This is a genomic window from Paenibacillus chibensis (assembly GCF_004001045.1).
Classification (GTDB): Bacteria; Bacillota; Bacilli; order Paenibacillales; family Paenibacillaceae; genus Paenibacillus_AQ; species Paenibacillus_AQ chibensis.
Map to the genome: position 1 here is coordinate 78253 of NZ_BIMK01000001.1, position 14750 is coordinate 93002.

Here is a 14750-nt window from a genome sequence, read left to right on the forward strand (position 1 = left end):
GGAAAAGTGAAAGGGACAAAGCTCAGGGAAAGGGAGACTCTCATGAAAACGGGCGGCCCAAGCGCTTGTCAGCGGACATCCATCACCGCTCTCAAGAACGCCTTCATCGCGAGGTGCCCCGCCGGAGCCTCATACTTCCCGGTTTGCATCGCAGAAGCGATGTTGTCCTGGAGCATGCGTGGATATGCGGATGTGCTTGCCGCTTCGTTGATCATCGCGTCGACCAGCTCCGTCCAATCGAGCGATGTGTCCGAACGGGAACGATCCGGAAATTGTTCCGCAAGCTGAGCCGCATGCTTCAAGGATCCATCGAGGTATAACTCGCAGGCCAGATAAGCTCCAATAAACCGGTGGCTGAGATCATGCTGCAGGGAATCCATGAGGAACGCTTCGGCTTCCTCCATCCTCCCCTGCTTCATGAGCGCAATACCGTGAATCCCTGTCATATAACTCGTATCCCGCATATCGTTGGTCTTTTCCCACAACGAGTAATGCTCGTTATACGCATTCCAGTTCGCCTGCTTGAATTCATAGCCTGCAATTTTTGCGTAAGACTCGCTGGTTGGATAGAGGCTGACCATCTGCTTCAGATATTTCTGCTCCTCCTGTTCGAGCCGCGCCGACTGTTCCTTAGCCTGATCTTGATTATCGATTCCCGATAAAGAATTCAGGCCTTCGAGTACCCGGATGATCATGTGGAGGCTGTGCGTGTCCAGAGGATTTCTCCTGTAATCCTCTTGATACTGACTCAGCGCGGCATCCAAATCCCCGGCAAGAAGCGTGCGGTCAGCTTGGGTCAGGGATCGCTCCTTCAGGTAAAAAAACGGAAGCTTGCCGGTCAAGGCGGCTCCAAGCCGGTAACCGTCGCTGCGGGTAATCATGTTTCCCTTCTCGTCGAATGCCTCGACACTCCAATTGAACTGCGCCTCCGGATTGCTGAATTCAAGGAGCGAATTCGGAACGATTTGGAGCTTTTCATTCCCGGCCGACGAGGAAACGATTCCTCCGGAAAGCTGGTATAGCTCCTCCGTCGGTACTTGCAGCTTTGAGCCGCGTATACCGCCCTTCAAGAAGGCTCCGCTGGAACCTCCGTCGAACTGAACGCCCAGTTTGATGTTATAATAAGTCGCCCCCGGCACAGGCTCCCATTCAAACGTGATCTCCTTGTCTTTCACGACTTCATTGTTCACCGGAGACTTCAGCTCAAGCAAACGCTGGAACACGATATTCCGGGTGATGTGCTGCTGTCCTTTCACATCGATCCAATCGTCATACGGTCCCGGCCAGGTCCAGCCGCTGATCTGATCCAGATTCAGCCCGATATGGATCTGGTAGGCTCCCGGAAGCACGCCTTTAAAGTCATACCGCCCTTTGGCATCGGTCATGGTTTGGTACGGTTCGTTCTCCGTAATGCTGCTGTTCACTTGGCTTCTGCTGCGCAGGAAAACGCCGGCGTAGGCCAGCGGCGTGCCATCCGCGCGCGTAAGCGTTCCGGATACGTCCGCCAGCTCCTGGATGCCTTGATCCGCAGCTTTTTGCAGCTTAGCCCGGATGCTTTGAACATTTTCCGCCTGGACGGCCCGCTCCGGCTTGCCCATTTCACCGGCCGCATGCAGATCCTTCTCGTTGGCGGATGCCTCCACATTCAAAGTCTCAAGCGCATGTGAAACGCTGCCCTGCCGAAGCGCCATGTCAACCTTCAGCCAGGCCAGCCTGCCGTCCAGATCCAAGTCTTTCGGCCTGATATTGTTCCGGACCAGCTCTGCAATCAGCCGATCCAGCAGCTCGCCTTGATCCTGCTCCGCAGCAAGCTTCGCCTCCCGGTATGTCAGCTCTTTCATCGCATACCCGCTTTTCATGTCAGGGTTGTTCGCGAGACTTTTACGGGCATCCTCCAGCATTCGCTGGGCTTTGGCCGTTTGTCCGGCCCCTTCATAATAAAGGGACAGCATGAGCGCCGCATTTCCCATGTTTGTATCCGGAGCAGCTTCCTTCACATACGTTTCGAGATAAGGAGCCTTTTCCTCTATGCCAAACCGGGGGATCGCGTTCTCGTCCGTCGCGGCCGCATGGCTCTCATAGAATCCTCCTGGACCGATGAAAGTCTCGTAAGCCCTTGATAACGTCGCATCGCTGCCATCGATCATGAACTTTTTAATGAGCTCTAACTTCTTATCCGCTTTCGCCAGATCTATCTTCTGCAAAATCCGGGCTTTCGTTACCGCCGCATCCGCCCCGCCTGCTCCCGGTCCGGCTTCAGCCAGCTTTTTACCGGCGGGCGTACCATAATTGAAGGCAATGATCAGCACCATCAACAATCCTACAGCGTATACCAGATGCTTAACCTTGATCCGGATTCTCATGATGCGGCAATCTCCTTTCAATTTCATCCTTCCAGTAAATGCTGCCCCCGCTTTTCACCAGCTCCCGCTGCTGCGGTACTTCACCGGACATCTCAGGTCCAGACTTGGGATGGCGCACCGCGTGATAGAGAAAAGTCGAGGTGAGGAGAAGCGCAAACGCCGTTCCCAGCGGCACCACGGGCAGCTCCAGTTCCTTATTCCAGAAGGCCCGCAGACGGCCGCGGAAGGTTACCGGATGGGTTCTTTGAATGACTTCCGCCTCTCTAGTGAACCGCAGACCCGATAATTCCGACTCGAGCTGCTCCTTTAGGTTGAACTGCTGTTCCTGCTCCATTCGAAATCCTCCTCCTTTTCCAGTATCCGTCTTAGCGCATGCCTTCCTCTAGCCAGCCTGGCCTTGACCGTGTTACCGCTCAGGTGCAGATGCTCCGCCATTTCCGCAACGCTCATCTCCTGAAAATAATGAAGCACCAGCACCTCCCGGTATATGTAGTTTAATTGATGTATGGCTTGGGTAAGTGTACCGCTCTTGAATTGCTGCAGCAGCTCCTCTTCCGGCCCCGCCTGCTTTTCCTCTGCGAGCCAATTCTCCATCTGGGCAGAGGGGAACAAATGTCTGAAGCTCCAGGTGCGCTGTCTCATCCGGCAGCGGTTCACGACGATTCGGATCAGCCAGCTCTTCAGCTTGGCCTCCTCCCGCAGCTGCCCGATCCGTTCAAAAGCGACGATAAAGCTGTCCTGCACGGCTTCCTCTGCCGCCTGCCGGTCGCGAAGCAGCAAATACGCAGTGCGCAGCAATTCATCGCCATAAACCTGCATCAGCCTGCGCAGTGCTTCCTCGTCCTTCTGCATTAATCCAGGTATCATGTCCAGTCCGCCTTCCTCCCCCCTGCTATACAGATGCTTCTCAACGGATTCCGGTTGCATGTTTGAAATAAAAAACAAAAACGGCTTCCCGAAGAAGCCGTTTCTGGATGATCACTGCCAAGCTGAAGCTATTCCGCTTCCTCCTCCACCTCATATACGCACCGGAACCGCTCGACGCCGGGGTACTTTTCCCCCAGACTCTGTACGATGAATCCGAGATTGCGATAAAAATCCACGGCCTCTTCATCGGTTTCCGCAATGACGCGTTGAGGTCTTTCCTTGGTCATGATCTCCAAAATCATCCCTCTGCCATAGCCGAGGCCGCGATTTTCAGGAATGATTGCAATATGATGAAGAATAACCTCGTTGTCCTTTTTTTCATATCCCGCCAAGCCCACGATCAGCTTATCGTCCTCGTAGCCGACCAGCTGCCACGATTCGTGGCTTTCGTATTCGCGGATCGCTTTTTCCACGGCTTGATCATCCGGAAACACCGCATAGGAAATCAGCTCGGCCACCTCCGGCCGGCGTATGTATGATTTGATATTCAACAGCATCACTACGACCCCCATATCCACTTTGTTTATACAGCTTTTCGTTCCGTTACTGTAACCTTTTGGGCGAAACATTTCAACTTTTTATTCCGAATCATAGTATTCGGGCATGATTGGCATGCCATACCGATATTGAAAATCGATTAGCGGTAGGCGTACACTTGGAGAAGAAAGTCATTGCTTTGTTTTCAAACTTTTTTCATAGGAAGAGGCTTTGCATCATGAGTTATATTCAACACGGAACCTCCGCTTTCCGAAAAACGAGCCTGGCTCTGTTTGCCGGAGGCTTTAACACGTTTGCCATTCTGTATTACACCCAGCCGCTGATGCCCGAGTTCTCCAAGGAATTCGGCATCGCCCCGGTAACCGCCAGCCTGTCGCTGTCGCTGACAACGCTGATTTTGGCCTTCAGTATGATCATTGTCGGTTCTCTGAGCGAATCCTGGGGACGCAAGCCCATTATGATCGTCGCCATGATCGCGGCCTCGATCCTGACCCTGGTCACCGCCATGGCTCCCAATTTTCATGTCCTGCTGGTGCTCCGGATGATCCTCGGCGTCGTCTTGGCCGGACTTCCGGCCATCGCCATGGCTTATTTGGGCGAAGAGATCGCGCCGGCCAGCCTGGGAGCCGTCATGGGGCTGTACATCAGCGGAAATTCGATCGGAGGCATGGGCGGAAGGGTCATCACCGGCGTCCTGACCGATCTCTGGAACTGGCGGATCGCCATCATCGCCATCGGCTTCCTCGGACTCGTATTCAGCATCGTTTTCATGCTCCTGCTGCCGCCGTCCCGCCATTTTAAAGCCCGGCCGCTCCGGTTCGGATCGCTGCTGCGTTCGCTTGGCAGCCAGTTCAAGGATCCCGGACTGCTGATTCTATATGCGCTCGGCTTCCTGCTGATGGGAAGCTTCGTGTCCCTGTACAATTATATCGGATACCAGCTGATCGCGCCGCCCTATTCCCTGAGCCAGACGCTGGTGGGCTTTATTTTCATCGTTTATATAGCAGGGACGTTCAGTTCGACCTGGATGGGCAAAATGGCCGATACGCATGGAAGACCGCTGATGCTATGGATCGGGCTTCTCATCTTCCTCTGCGGCGCGCTGCTGACGTTAAGTCCCGTGCTCGTCGTCAAGATTGCCGGCATCATCATATTCACGTTCGGATTTTTCGGCTCGCATTCCATCGCAAGCTCGTGGATCGGTCTTCGCGCGAAGCATGAAAAAGCGCAAGCCTCTTCGCTGTATCTGTTCTTCTATTACGCAGGCTCGAGCGTCGGAGGCACGCTGGGCGGCACCTTCTGGAGCGCTTACGGCTGGCACGGCGTCGTCGGCATGATCGCCAGCTTCCTGATCGTCGCGCTGCTGCTGGCGATGCTGCTGGCCAAACTCCACCATCATCAAAAAGCTGCGGTTTAAGCTTCGGATGACGATACGCCTTTCAACAATGAAAGCAGCCCCACAACAGGGCTGCTTTTGGTTTGCTTATTTGATTTTTTGCGCGACATAAGTAATCAGATTGCATCTGAAGTCGATCGAGCGGCCGTCCTTCTCTTCCGGAATACTTTGGGGAACGGTCTGCTTCATAAGCACGTTCCACTCTGCATAGGTCCGGTCCAGCAGGTCCATGGCCTCCGACTGCGGAATGTTCAGCTCAATCAGGCCTTTGCCGGCTTGTCCCGTTTCCCGGTCCACTTCCTCCACATCGGTGCTCATCGTGATGCAATGAATTCCGCCCAGCTTGGTTCCCGCTTTCATGGCAGCGAGCGTGCGCTTCAGTGCTTCCCTGGAAGATGTGTGCTCGAGACAGGAGCAGGCAAGAATGTAATCGTAAAAGCCTTCGGGTATCGGATACTGCCCCACATCGGCCGCTTCGGCATCAATCAGCGTGGCCACGCCGAATTCCTCGGCATTCTTGCGAAGCTTCTCAACCGCGTCATCCAACAGATCGACTCCCTTGACCCTGCTCAGCGAGCCTTTCAAACGCTCGGCGACCGGTATCGTATTGCGGCCGACCCCGCAGCCCAAATCCAGCACCGCCAAGTCTTCCTGATGCAGCAGCAGCCGCTCCAGCATTTCCATGACGACCGGCCCTGGCTCCGACATCCAGGTGCCCTTCTCAAATAGATCGTTATTCTCGTAAAAGCGCTGATGATAATCCGCTTCCGACTGTCTTGCCTCTTCAAAACGTTCGCCGTTCATGCGTATACCTCCATTCATCTGGTAAGGACTAATAGAGATATACCCAAATTTCATCAAAAACTAATCGTTCGGACAAAGGAGTTCTTCAAGCGCCGAAATTCACTTCGAAAATAATGGAATAACAATGAGGCGGATTCCCCAAATGATCAGGCTGACAAGCAGCAGGAATTCTCCCCGGGCCCGCTTCGGTTTGTCTTCGCTGAATGCGATAACCCCGCCGACAATCATGCCGACAAAGGGGTATATGACCGTTGCGATGACGAGCAGCAGGCTGAGCCATCCGGAAGCGGACGAAGCCGGAGTTTTTCCCGAGGATCGGGGATACACCGGACGATATCCATCGGTCCGCTCTTTCTCACCTTCCGGTGAAGCATGTAATCCGGAATTCAAACTCCGCACCTTTTTCACCTGGTGGAGCGAAGCTCCGCATACGCTGCACGCTTTTGCATGCTCCGAATTGGATACGCCGCATTCCGGGCATATTTTTACTGGCATTCCGTCCCCTCCCATCCATATACTTCCTTTATTATACAAGAGAAGCGTCAGCCTGGAAGGTTTCTGAGTAAAAGAATTCCATTCAAATGGTAATAGCACCCAACATTATGGCACGAATTTCTGAAGCACGATCACGGCGTTATGACCACCGAAGCCGAAGGAATTGGATAGGCCGACATTCACCTCTTTGTCCCTGGCTACATTCGGCACCACATCCAAATCGCACTCGGGATCGCGGGTTTCCTGATTGATGGTAGGCGGAATTTTGCCGTCCAGGATCATCTGCAGCAGCGCGATGGCCTGGGCACCACCCGCAGCCCCAAACATATGGCCCAGCATCGATTTGGTCGCCGTCACCGGTATCCGGTACGCCTCCTCGCCGAATAGGCGCTTTATCGCCATCATTTCCGAACGGTCGCCGACTTCGGTACTGGTGGCATGCGCGCTGATGACGTCGATCCGGCCCGGTTCGAGGCCGGCTTCCGTGAGCGCCTGCTTCATCGCCTGGTAAGCTCCCCGTCCCTCTGGATGAGAAGCAACAACATGGTAGGCGTCTGAGGTCGCCCCGTAGCCGGTCACCTCACCATAGATTTTTGCACCGCGCTTTTGGGCATGAGACAAGCTTTCGAGCACCAGGATACCGGCGCCTTCCGCCATGACAAAGCCGTCGCGGCCTGCATCAAACGGTCTGCTTGCGAGTGCCGGGTCTCCATCCCAAGTGGATAGGGCGGTCGCATTGCCGAAGCTCGCCATCGAAATCTCCGAAATGGCCGCTTCCGCACCGCCTGCAATAATCACGTCTGCCCCGCCTGAACGGATGAGACGGAACGCCTCCCCGATCGCCGTATTTCCGATGGAGCATGCGGTTACTGGCGATAGAGTCGGCCCTTGCGCGCCCGTCCGAATGCTGATCATGGCAGCCGCCATATTGGAGATCATCATCGGCACGAGCAGCGGGCTGACCCGGGCCGCGCCGCGGCGGCGCAGCAGTTCTTCCTGCTCCATCAATGTCGAGATGCCGCCGATGCCAGAACCGACGTATACGCCGATGCGCTCTTTATCCGTCCGCTCAAGATCCAGATCCGCATCCGAAATGGCGTCCTCGGCCGCAGCCACCGCGAATTGGCAGAAGCGGTCCATTCGCCGCGCCTCCTTTTTGCCGAAGCGTGCATCTCCGTCGAAATCGCGGACGATGCCCGCGATATGTGTCTTCATTTGCGATGTATCCCATGAATCGATCGTTGAGATTCCAGACTTCCCCTGCAGCATCGCATTCCAAAAAGTCGAAACGTCATTGCCCAGCGGTGAAACCAAACCTCTTCCCGTTATCACAACTCTTTCCATTACATGCTCCTCCTTGAACATTCCGGTTATGGCATTATCTTTTCATAGCTGTTATCCTATTACAAGTTGTTATTTATCCTAGTATAATGAATACTATGTAAAATGATTAGATTCTGAATCATGAAGGAAGGTGACATCCGCTTGAACCGAGATACCCGATTACAGGCGCTATCCGCGTTCCTGACCTCCCAGCGCGCCAAAATCCAGCCGGAATCCGTCGGCCTGCCGCCGGGCATCCGCAGAAGAACACCCGGTCTGCGCCGCGAGGAGGTTGCCCAGCTCGCCGGTGTCAGCAGTACTTGGTATACTTGGCTGGAGCAGGGACGGGACATCAAGGTTTCCTCCTCCGTCCTGGATTGCACTGCTGCGGCGCTTCGACTGACCGCGGATGAACGGAAATACTTGTTCTCGCTGGCCATGGAAACCTCGTCAGGTACGGCGATGATTCAGCAGGAAGAGCCGACGATCAGCCCTTCGCTGCAAAAAATGGTTGACGGGCTTTATTACTGTCCGACCATCATATCCGACCGACACTGCCAGATTGTCGGCTGGAACCAGGCCGCGGCTCATGTATTCCTCTCGTTCGACCGCATTCCGGCGGACCAGCGGAACATGATCCGGCTGCTCTTTACCCGAAAAGAATTCCGGCGCCTGGCCGTCAACTGGGAGCATTTTGTGATGGGGTTCCTCTCGATCTTCCGCTCTTATTACGGCCAGTACGTGGAGGATGCATGGTATGAAGAGTTTGTGCATGAGATGGAGCAGGTCGACCCCGGGTTCCTCCCGCTGTGGAAGCAATGCCAGGTCAGCAGCGCTCCCGAGGTTATGATCGAATTCCGGCATGCCAAAATGGGAAAAATGCTGTTTGATTTGACTTCCCTTCAGGTTCAGGGCGGCGCCGACCTGCGCTGCAGCGTCTACACCCCGGCCGCCGGTTCTTCCACCGAAGCCAAGCTGAGACGACTGATGAATTCATCGGATGAAGGATGGACCGAGGACTAATTTCGATACGATATGAGGATGATGAGCCATGGCTTTCGGCATAAACCGGCAGGAGCTTAACGCTTGGAAAAAGGCGGTCGAACGCGGAGAAATTGCTTTTCTGACGCATTATTGGCTGGATCCCCGTTTTCCGGGCATCACGACCGTTACCAAAGTGGGATGCGCAAATCTGGATCGGCTCAAACGTTGGTGTGAGGAGCATGATTTGCCTTCCCGTTATATCCACAATCGCGATCCCTTTCCCCACTTTGACCTGATCGGCCCTAAGCAAAAAGAAATATTGACCCAGGAGGGTTACGAGGAGCACGTGATGCGGTTCAAGCTGTAGCCTATTTACCCATAAAAAACAGCCCGTCCACCCGCTTGCCGCGGTGTCAGGGCTGTTTTTTATGGTTTACTTTTGGTTACCGTCTGTCCGTTACAGGCATTCTTAGCTACTCGGCGCGGCCGGATTTGAAGCTATCCTCGGCGGAAAGCCCGAGCTTCTTCAAAAGCTCGACAGCCTGCCGCTTTTCCTCCATGCCAAGGCCTTCGACGGCATGCACGAGCACCTGCTGATGATGCGGAAAAATCTTTTCGAAGAACGCACGGCCTTCCTCGGTCAGCTCCGCAAAAATCACGCGGCGGTCATCCGGAGACGCTCTGCGGGCGAGCAGATTCTTTTTCTGAAGCTTATCGGCGACGTAAGTAATGTTTCCGCTGGAGATCAGCACCTTCTCACCGATCTTCTGCAAAGGCTGTGGGCCTTTGTGATACAGCAGGTCCAACACGCCGAACTCGGTCGTATTCAAGCCATGGCTTTGAATGTCGCGGGTGGAATGGGCCACCACCGAATTATAGGCACGTGCGAGTACAATAAATAATTCCAGGGACAAGTCGTCATTTGTTTTACCTGCCATACAAGAAACCTCCAAACGTACTATCTTAATGCAAAGATAATGGAAAGCTGCCTGATTGTCAATCTTTCATGATGTATAACACCGGTTGAAGGTTTTTGTAACGCTTGTTCATTCCCCTTTTTTTTAGGCTTCACGTTCCACGACGCTCACGCTGCCGTCGCTGTGCCCGATCACGGCCCGGGTTGCGAGTCCGATAAAAAGGCCATTATCGACCACTCCCGGCAGATGAAGAAGCTTTTGATGCAGCTCATTCGGGTTATCGATCTCACCGAAGCGGCAGTCGGCAATGTAATTGCCGTTATCCGTGACGTAAATGTTCTCGTCATCCGTTCTCAGCATGGGCTTTGCCCCCAGACGCTCCAGGGATGCCATCGTCCATTCATAGGCAAAAGGCACCATTTCAACCGGGAGCGGAAAAGTGCCGAGCTTGTCCACGAGCTTGCTCTCATCGGCGATGATGATCAACTCCTTGCTGTGGAAGGCGACGATCTTTTCCCGCAGCAGCGCACCTCCGCCGCCCTTGATCAGATGCAGACCGCGGTCCAGCTCGTCGGCTCCGTCGATCGTCAGATCAAGCCCTTGGATCCGGTCAAAAGGGATCAGCGGGATGCCCTGCTCCTTCGCCAGCTTTTCCGATGCCTTCGAGGTTGCCACGGCCTGAATAGACAGCCCCTCTCTGACCCGCTCTCCAATTTTCAGGATCGCCCAATAGGCTGTCGAGCCCGTCCCAAGTCCGACGTGCATGCCATCCTTCACGTATTCCACCGCTTTTTCCGCGGCCAATTGTTTCAGATTCATATTCTCCACGCTCCTCTATCGAGATTTCGATCAATCTTGTAAGTTGATTAGGGTTCCTCGCTGCAACCTGCTATAATCAGACATAAGATGACAACTCCTGGAGGAATTCATACATGAGAACCGAAAATCAGATCCAATCCAAAATCAATGAGCTGACCCTGCAGAAAAAATCGCTGCTGACACGCCTTGAGGCTGCACGTCCGGAGAGCACGCTGCATGATTCTTTGAATGCGCAGCTGCTGCGTCTTGAGGACATGATCAGCATGCTCGAATGGGTACTGAACGAGCCAAGCGGCAGCTATCACATGTAGTCAGTGTCCGAGCCGCTGCTAGGACGAAGCATGCGCCCGGAATACGTAAACAACGGAATCCGCCAGCGGCTCATATCCTATATTCATATAAATGCGATTCGAAACCGGATTGCTTAGATCCGTATACAGGGAAGCAAATTTCCCGGGACCGTCCAGTATGCTGCGGGTCAAAGCGGCCACGCAGGAGCTGGCATAGCCTTTTCCCCGAAAGTGGCGGGGTGTATAGACCATGTTTACAACGGCGCCGTGCCGGGTGGGGCGTGTTTTTTGCGCCATGGAAACCGGCCCTCCGTCATCCCATACGACAATGGCCGAACGGTCGATTCCGCTCAGAGCCATTCCCTCGGCTGCCTTCTCGCTGATCCCCCCGAGCGCTTCCTCGCAAAACTCCTGTATCCACGTGGTAATGAGCGCAGCATCGGTATGCGCGGCCAGCCGGCAATTTCCGGGGCTGACCGGGACCGGCTTGACCTCGCTGCAGCCATACACTCTCTGATCCATCTCTGTTTCGTAATCCTGCTTGACGTTTCTTTTCCAAGCTTCAGCGAACGCATCTGCCACACGGCGAATGCCGATGATGCCAGGAATATGCACATCATTCAGATGGCTGATATAGGCTGCGGCAGCATCACAGCAGGCTGCCAGCTTCTCCGAAGCGGCATCCGAAGATGCGCTGAGAATCAGGTGGGACTGCGTCTGAAGCATGATCAGCAGCGGCTGATCCCCTTCGTCGACCGAAGCCAGGAAATAAGTATCCGGGCTGCGTTCATCCTCGATCAGTCTGTATAACACGCCAAGCGGAAGATTATTCAGCAGCTCCTCTTCCATCAGGACGGCCTCCACATGCTCCAGAAATATGCTGGAATCCGTAAATCTCTTCACCTGCATTTCCTCTGCCCCTTCCTGTTTCTCTTCATTTAACCATGTATTGGAAAGTCGAATTACACGGGAATCGGATTCTCATTACGGTTCGCCGCTTCACAAGCCGAATATTCAAGCCTGCGTCCGCTGGAACGTTAACGCTTGCTCCAGCCGGGAGAGCGCCGCGTCTTCTTCTTCGTTTCTCACGGACTCGCGAAAGGGCGCAATGTTGACGGCTTCTCCTTTGAGCGAAAATTCGGAGCAGGTATGCTCCATAATCTGCACGGCATGATCCAGCTTCAGCTCGCTGATCGTTCCGTTCACTCTGCACAATGAGACGCGTACACTTCCCTGCGGCTCCTGATAAACGGCCTCGAGCAGCGGCGTCATGCGTGCGGATTCGTTGCCATCCGACTGCCTTGTCACCTGCACCGTGTAAGACGAAACCGCCGGGATCGCCCCTTTCGCCTTCCGCTGGTCGGCAATAATTCTTGAGTTTCTCCAGGCAAGCCAACCCGCGGCCGCGAGTATCAATACTCCGAGTACATATCCGATAGTTACAATCAATTCTTCACCTTCATCCAATCATTTCAATATTCAGGCTTGCTACAGCTTCTTCAGCATATGAATATCTTCCGGCTCCATACGGAACAACTCCTCGTCCACCCTGTCGGTGATTCGGCCGCCGCTTGCCATGTAGAAATTCACCGCCGACTCTGTTTCGGTGGAAGATATGTACAGGTAAGAGGCACCGCGGCGTTTCGCTTCCCTGCCGAGCTCCTCCATAATCCGCGTACCGATGCCCTGTCTCCGATAAGAGCGGCTCACGTACATCAGGTCCACCTGAAGCTGGTCCATTTGTTCGCCGCGAAACCGGTGCCCGAGGACGCCGAAGCCGGCCAGCGTATCTCCGTCGAAAGCACCGTAAGCGATGCCTCCGCTCCTGAGTTCCTTTTCAAAACGCTCGATCATTTCAGCGGTGTGCGCCTCATCCCATGTCCCGCATTCATGCCCGGCCGCCACGGCTTCAAGCTCTCCGCCGTTCATTTTATAGATTTTGCCGATCGTTTCGGATCTGTCGATCTGGCGGATCAACGCCGACTCATCGGCATGCATTTGTCTGATAATCATAAGAAATTCCCTCCATATTTTGGTGAAATCGAAGCTTCTTTGATTACCTTACAGTGGAAATGCAGTTATTGCATATATAATTGCAAACCAGCCCCCTTCTTACTGACTCCATTATACAAAAAAAACAGCCTTCGGCTAAGTGCCGAGGCTGAAAAAAAGAAGAGATGTCTATACGTTTACATTACCCTGTACCGTAAAGCTCAATCTTGCATTCCGTTAAAAATCTATAGATGCGCCGCACTTTCCGATTGCTCGTAAACCGGCGGCCTCTTTTTTCTCGATAAGCGGATCTGCGGGATGGCGATGCCGATGAAAATAAGCACGATGCCGAACCACTGCAGGCTGCTCACATGCTCGTGGACCAGCAGCACGGATGCCACAACCGCCGCAGGCAGCTCGGCCGCTCCCAGGATCGCGCCTGTGCCGGAGCCTACCTTCGGCATACCGATCGCGAAAAAGAGCACCGGAATCAGGATGCCGAGAATACCAAGAATCAGGCCGTATTTCCACAGTCCCGCTCCCAAAGCCCCATCCCACAAAAACGCGGGAGAGAAGACCGATAATACGATGACGCCCGAGCCCGTTGTCATGAAGAAGCTTTTATTAAAAGCAGGAACCGTCGTACCGACGCGTCCGCTGACAAACATATACAGCGCAAACGTGAACGCGGCCAGCAGACCGTAAACAACGCCCTTCGTGTCCAGCGGACCGGTACTTTCTCCGATGACGCCTCCCGCAAGCAGCGTTCCGAGGATCAAAATCACAATGGAGATGATTTTGCTGCGGCTTGGGATGCGGCGATCCGCGGCGGCTTCCATCAATACGCCGATCCATGTGAATTGGAACAGCAGCACCACGGCAATCGAAGCTGGCAGCCGCTCAACGGCTTTGCCGTAAAAGACAGACGTGCCGCTCATGGTAATGCCAACCGCAAGAAGTGCAAGCCACTGCTTCGGGGCAATCTTTTTCCGGGAGAATATCAGCATCAGCACCAGCAGCAATGACCAGCCAAAAACATATTGGCCTCCCAGCATTTGGCTGACCGTGAAACCTTCCTTCATGCCGACCTTCATAATAGAGGAAAGCACGCCGTAGCTGCATGCACCAATCAGTATGAGCAGCGAGTATTTGAGCTTGTTCAAATGGATAACCTCCTGATGCCAATATAGCGCAACAACCAAAAGCCCCCTGTCGGTTAGGACAGGGGGCGAACGAAACCGATGACCCTTTGGGGCCGCCGTTAAAATTTCGCCACTCGCGAACGAATCGGAGTTTAAAAACGGATGCTGCACAATCGTGATGTTGAATTGAACCTTTCGAAATGAAATTCTAAATCATTATGTTATAAGCGTCAATGAGTTACGTTAGCAGAATAAAGCACATGGCCGGGTTACGGTTTGGAATAAACATGGGAGACATCTTCCCAGTCCCCCTGGCTTTGCTTCCAGATGTGCTGGTTGCGGCTGCCGCGGAAAGAGAGGGACAGGTCCCGCTGCGAAAGCTCGAATCTGCCGTCCACAAGCACGTCACAGCAGGCCAGAAGCTCCCTTTGATCCGGATCCGGGCTGCTGCGCAGCGCATCCAGTGTATAACCCGTGTATGCCCAAATATGCTTGCCTCTTCGGCGCAGCTCGCCGGCGACGCGGACCATGCCTGCAGCTTGAATGAAGGGATCCCCGCCCGATAAGGTAATATCTGTCAGGGGATTGCTGCCCGCCTCGTTCACGACGTCTTCAATCGCAAGCAGCCTGCCGCTTCGCATGCTCCACGACTCGGGATTATGGCAGCCGGCGCATTGGTGCGGGCAGCCGGCACAAAAGATAACGGTACGCAAGCCTTCCCCATCGACCGCGCTGTCATGAATGATATCCATAACCCACACCCCGCTCTGATTCCGCCGCTCCGCAGCAGGAGCTCCTGC

Annotated in this window: 18 protein-coding genes; 4 read left to right on the top strand and 14 right to left on the bottom strand. The window is 54.2% G+C overall.

The genetic code is table 11. From position 1 onward, the window contains the following. Positions 1–68: 68 nt before the first annotated feature. The 4 genes from PCH05_RS00415 to PCH05_RS00430 form a co-directional block, all read right to left on the bottom strand. Positions 69–2363, bottom strand: a complete 2295-nt coding sequence (locus PCH05_RS00415) for a carboxypeptidase-like regulatory domain-containing protein (protein ID WP_164766486.1) — start codon at positions 2361–2363, stop codon at positions 69–71. After that, positions 2341–2697, bottom strand: a complete 357-nt coding sequence (locus tag PCH05_RS00420; protein WP_127599532.1) for a hypothetical protein — start codon at positions 2695–2697, stop codon at positions 2341–2343. Before PCH05_RS00420 ends, PCH05_RS00415 begins: the two co-directional genes overlap by 23 nt. Then, positions 2670–3290: an RNA polymerase sigma factor gene (locus PCH05_RS00425; protein ID WP_246049303.1), complete on the bottom strand. Its 621-nt coding sequence runs from the start codon at positions 3288–3290 to the stop codon at positions 2670–2672. The genes PCH05_RS00420 and PCH05_RS00425 overlap by 28 nt, the downstream gene beginning before the upstream one ends. A gap of 68 nt (positions 3291–3358) precedes the next feature. Next, positions 3359–3802: a GNAT family N-acetyltransferase gene (locus PCH05_RS00430; protein WP_307719492.1), complete on the bottom strand. Its 444-nt coding sequence runs from the start codon at positions 3800–3802 to the stop codon at positions 3359–3361. 203 nt (positions 3803–4005) lie between these two features. On the opposite strand from PCH05_RS00430, the gene PCH05_RS00435 reads away from it, so the two are divergent. Beyond that, a complete protein-coding gene (locus PCH05_RS00435; RefSeq protein WP_127599536.1) occupies positions 4006–5205 on the top strand; it encodes an MFS transporter in 1200 nt (399 codons plus the stop codon). Between the two features lie 66 nt (positions 5206–5271). On the opposite strand, the gene PCH05_RS00440 is transcribed toward PCH05_RS00435, so the two are convergent. The 3 genes from PCH05_RS00440 to fabF all read right to left on the bottom strand — a co-directional run bounded on the left by PCH05_RS00440 (position 5272) and on the right by fabF (position 7827). Beyond that, a complete protein-coding gene (locus PCH05_RS00440; RefSeq protein WP_127599538.1) occupies positions 5272–5988 on the bottom strand; it encodes a class I SAM-dependent methyltransferase in 717 nt (238 codons plus the stop codon). Positions 5989–6087: 99 nt separating this feature from the next. After that, positions 6088–6483 carry a zinc-ribbon domain-containing protein gene (locus tag PCH05_RS00445; RefSeq protein WP_164766487.1) on the bottom strand — a complete coding sequence of 132 codons (396 nt, stop codon included), beginning with the start codon at positions 6481–6483 and terminating at the stop codon, positions 6088–6090. 105 nt (positions 6484–6588) lie between these two features. After that, positions 6589–7827: a beta-ketoacyl-ACP synthase II gene (gene fabF, locus PCH05_RS00450; RefSeq protein ID WP_127599542.1), complete on the bottom strand. Its 1239-nt coding sequence runs from the start codon at positions 7825–7827 to the stop codon at positions 6589–6591. A 141-nt stretch (positions 7828–7968) separates the two neighbouring features. Between fabF and PCH05_RS00455 the strand changes: the two genes are divergently transcribed. After that, positions 7969–8829: a helix-turn-helix transcriptional regulator gene (locus PCH05_RS00455; protein WP_127599948.1), complete on the top strand. Its 861-nt coding sequence runs from the start codon at positions 7969–7971 to the stop codon at positions 8827–8829. 28 nt (positions 8830–8857) lie between these two features. Next, on the top strand, positions 8858–9157 hold the full coding sequence (locus PCH05_RS00460; protein ID WP_127599544.1) for a hypothetical protein: 300 nt from the start codon (positions 8858–8860) through the stop codon (positions 9155–9157). A gap of 106 nt (positions 9158–9263) precedes the next feature. On the opposite strand, the gene PCH05_RS00465 is transcribed toward PCH05_RS00460, so the two are convergent. Then, positions 9264–9728 carry a MarR family winged helix-turn-helix transcriptional regulator gene (locus tag PCH05_RS00465; protein WP_127599546.1) on the bottom strand — a complete coding sequence of 155 codons (465 nt, stop codon included), beginning with the start codon at positions 9726–9728 and terminating at the stop codon, positions 9264–9266. A gap of 123 nt (positions 9729–9851) precedes the next feature. Then, entirely contained in the window at positions 9852–10526 is a 675-nt protein-coding gene (rpiA, locus tag PCH05_RS00470; protein ID WP_127599548.1) for a ribose-5-phosphate isomerase RpiA, read from the bottom strand. Positions 10527–10639: 113 nt separating this feature from the next. On the opposite strand from rpiA, the gene PCH05_RS00475 reads away from it, so the two are divergent. Then, entirely contained in the window at positions 10640–10837 is a 198-nt protein-coding gene (locus tag PCH05_RS00475; RefSeq protein ID WP_127599550.1) for a hypothetical protein, read from the top strand. An 18-nt stretch (positions 10838–10855) separates the two neighbouring features. On the opposite strand, the gene PCH05_RS00480 is transcribed toward PCH05_RS00475, so the two are convergent. The 5 genes from PCH05_RS00480 to nrdG form a co-directional block, all read right to left on the bottom strand. After that, positions 10856–11725 carry a GNAT family N-acetyltransferase gene (locus PCH05_RS00480; RefSeq protein WP_127599552.1) on the bottom strand — a complete coding sequence of 290 codons (870 nt, stop codon included), beginning with the start codon at positions 11723–11725 and terminating at the stop codon, positions 10856–10858. Positions 11726–11830: 105 nt separating this feature from the next. Then, positions 11831–12265, bottom strand: a complete 435-nt coding sequence (locus PCH05_RS00485; protein WP_164766488.1) for a hypothetical protein — start codon at positions 12263–12265, stop codon at positions 11831–11833. Between the two features lie 39 nt (positions 12266–12304). Continuing rightward, complete coding sequence (locus tag PCH05_RS00490) at positions 12305–12829, bottom strand: GNAT family N-acetyltransferase (RefSeq protein WP_127599556.1); 525 nt, start codon at positions 12827–12829, stop codon at positions 12305–12307. A gap of 224 nt (positions 12830–13053) precedes the next feature. Further along, positions 13054–13971 (bottom strand): EamA family transporter, encoded by a 918-nt coding sequence (locus tag PCH05_RS00495; protein WP_127599558.1) that lies wholly within the window; start codon positions 13969–13971, stop codon positions 13054–13056. A gap of 248 nt (positions 13972–14219) precedes the next feature. Continuing rightward, positions 14220–14711 carry an anaerobic ribonucleoside-triphosphate reductase activating protein gene (nrdG, locus tag PCH05_RS00500; RefSeq protein ID WP_127599950.1) on the bottom strand — a complete coding sequence of 164 codons (492 nt, stop codon included), beginning with the start codon at positions 14709–14711 and terminating at the stop codon, positions 14220–14222. Positions 14712–14750 lie beyond the last annotated feature (39 nt).

What these genes read in the sequence shown, in the direction of transcription:
- PCH05_RS00460 (WP_127599544.1), top strand. Translation starts at nt 8,858, where the DNA reads ATGGCTTTCGGCATAAACCGGCAGGAGCTTAACGCTTGGAAAAAGGCG.
- PCH05_RS00480 (WP_127599552.1), bottom strand. Translation starts at nt 11,725, where the DNA reads ATGCAGGTGAAGAGATTTACGGATTCCAGCATATTTCTGGAGCATGTG.
- fabF (WP_127599542.1), bottom strand. Translation starts at nt 7,827, where the DNA reads ATGGAAAGAGTTGTGATAACGGGAAGAGGTTTGGTTTCACCGCTGGGC.
- PCH05_RS00440 (WP_127599538.1), bottom strand. Translation starts at nt 5,988, where the DNA reads ATGAACGGCGAACGTTTTGAAGAGGCAAGACAGTCGGAAGCGGATTAT.
- PCH05_RS00490 (WP_127599556.1), bottom strand. Translation starts at nt 12,829, where the DNA reads ATGATTATCAGACAAATGCATGCCGATGAGTCGGCGTTGATCCGCCAG.
- rpiA (WP_127599548.1), bottom strand. Translation starts at nt 10,526, where the DNA reads ATGAATCTGAAACAATTGGCCGCGGAAAAAGCGGTGGAATACGTGAAG.
- PCH05_RS00435 (WP_127599536.1), top strand. Translation starts at nt 4,006, where the DNA reads ATGAGTTATATTCAACACGGAACCTCCGCTTTCCGAAAAACGAGCCTG.
- PCH05_RS00475 (WP_127599550.1), top strand. Translation starts at nt 10,640, where the DNA reads ATGAGAACCGAAAATCAGATCCAATCCAAAATCAATGAGCTGACCCTG.
- PCH05_RS00415 (WP_164766486.1), bottom strand. Translation starts at nt 2,363, where the DNA reads ATGAGAATCCGGATCAAGGTTAAGCATCTGGTATACGCTGTAGGATTG.
- PCH05_RS00420 (WP_127599532.1), bottom strand. Translation starts at nt 2,697, where the DNA reads ATGGAGCAGGAACAGCAGTTCAACCTAAAGGAGCAGCTCGAGTCGGAA.
- PCH05_RS00430 (WP_307719492.1), bottom strand. Translation starts at nt 3,802, where the DNA reads ATGGGGGTCGTAGTGATGCTGTTGAATATCAAATCATACATACGCCGG.
- PCH05_RS00445 (WP_164766487.1), bottom strand. Translation starts at nt 6,483, where the DNA reads ATGCCAGTAAAAATATGCCCGGAATGCGGCGTATCCAATTCGGAGCAT.
- PCH05_RS00425 (WP_246049303.1), bottom strand. Translation starts at nt 3,290, where the DNA reads ATGCAACCGGAATCCGTTGAGAAGCATCTGTATAGCAGGGGGGAGGAA.
- PCH05_RS00465 (WP_127599546.1), bottom strand. Translation starts at nt 9,728, where the DNA reads ATGGCAGGTAAAACAAATGACGACTTGTCCCTGGAATTATTTATTGTA.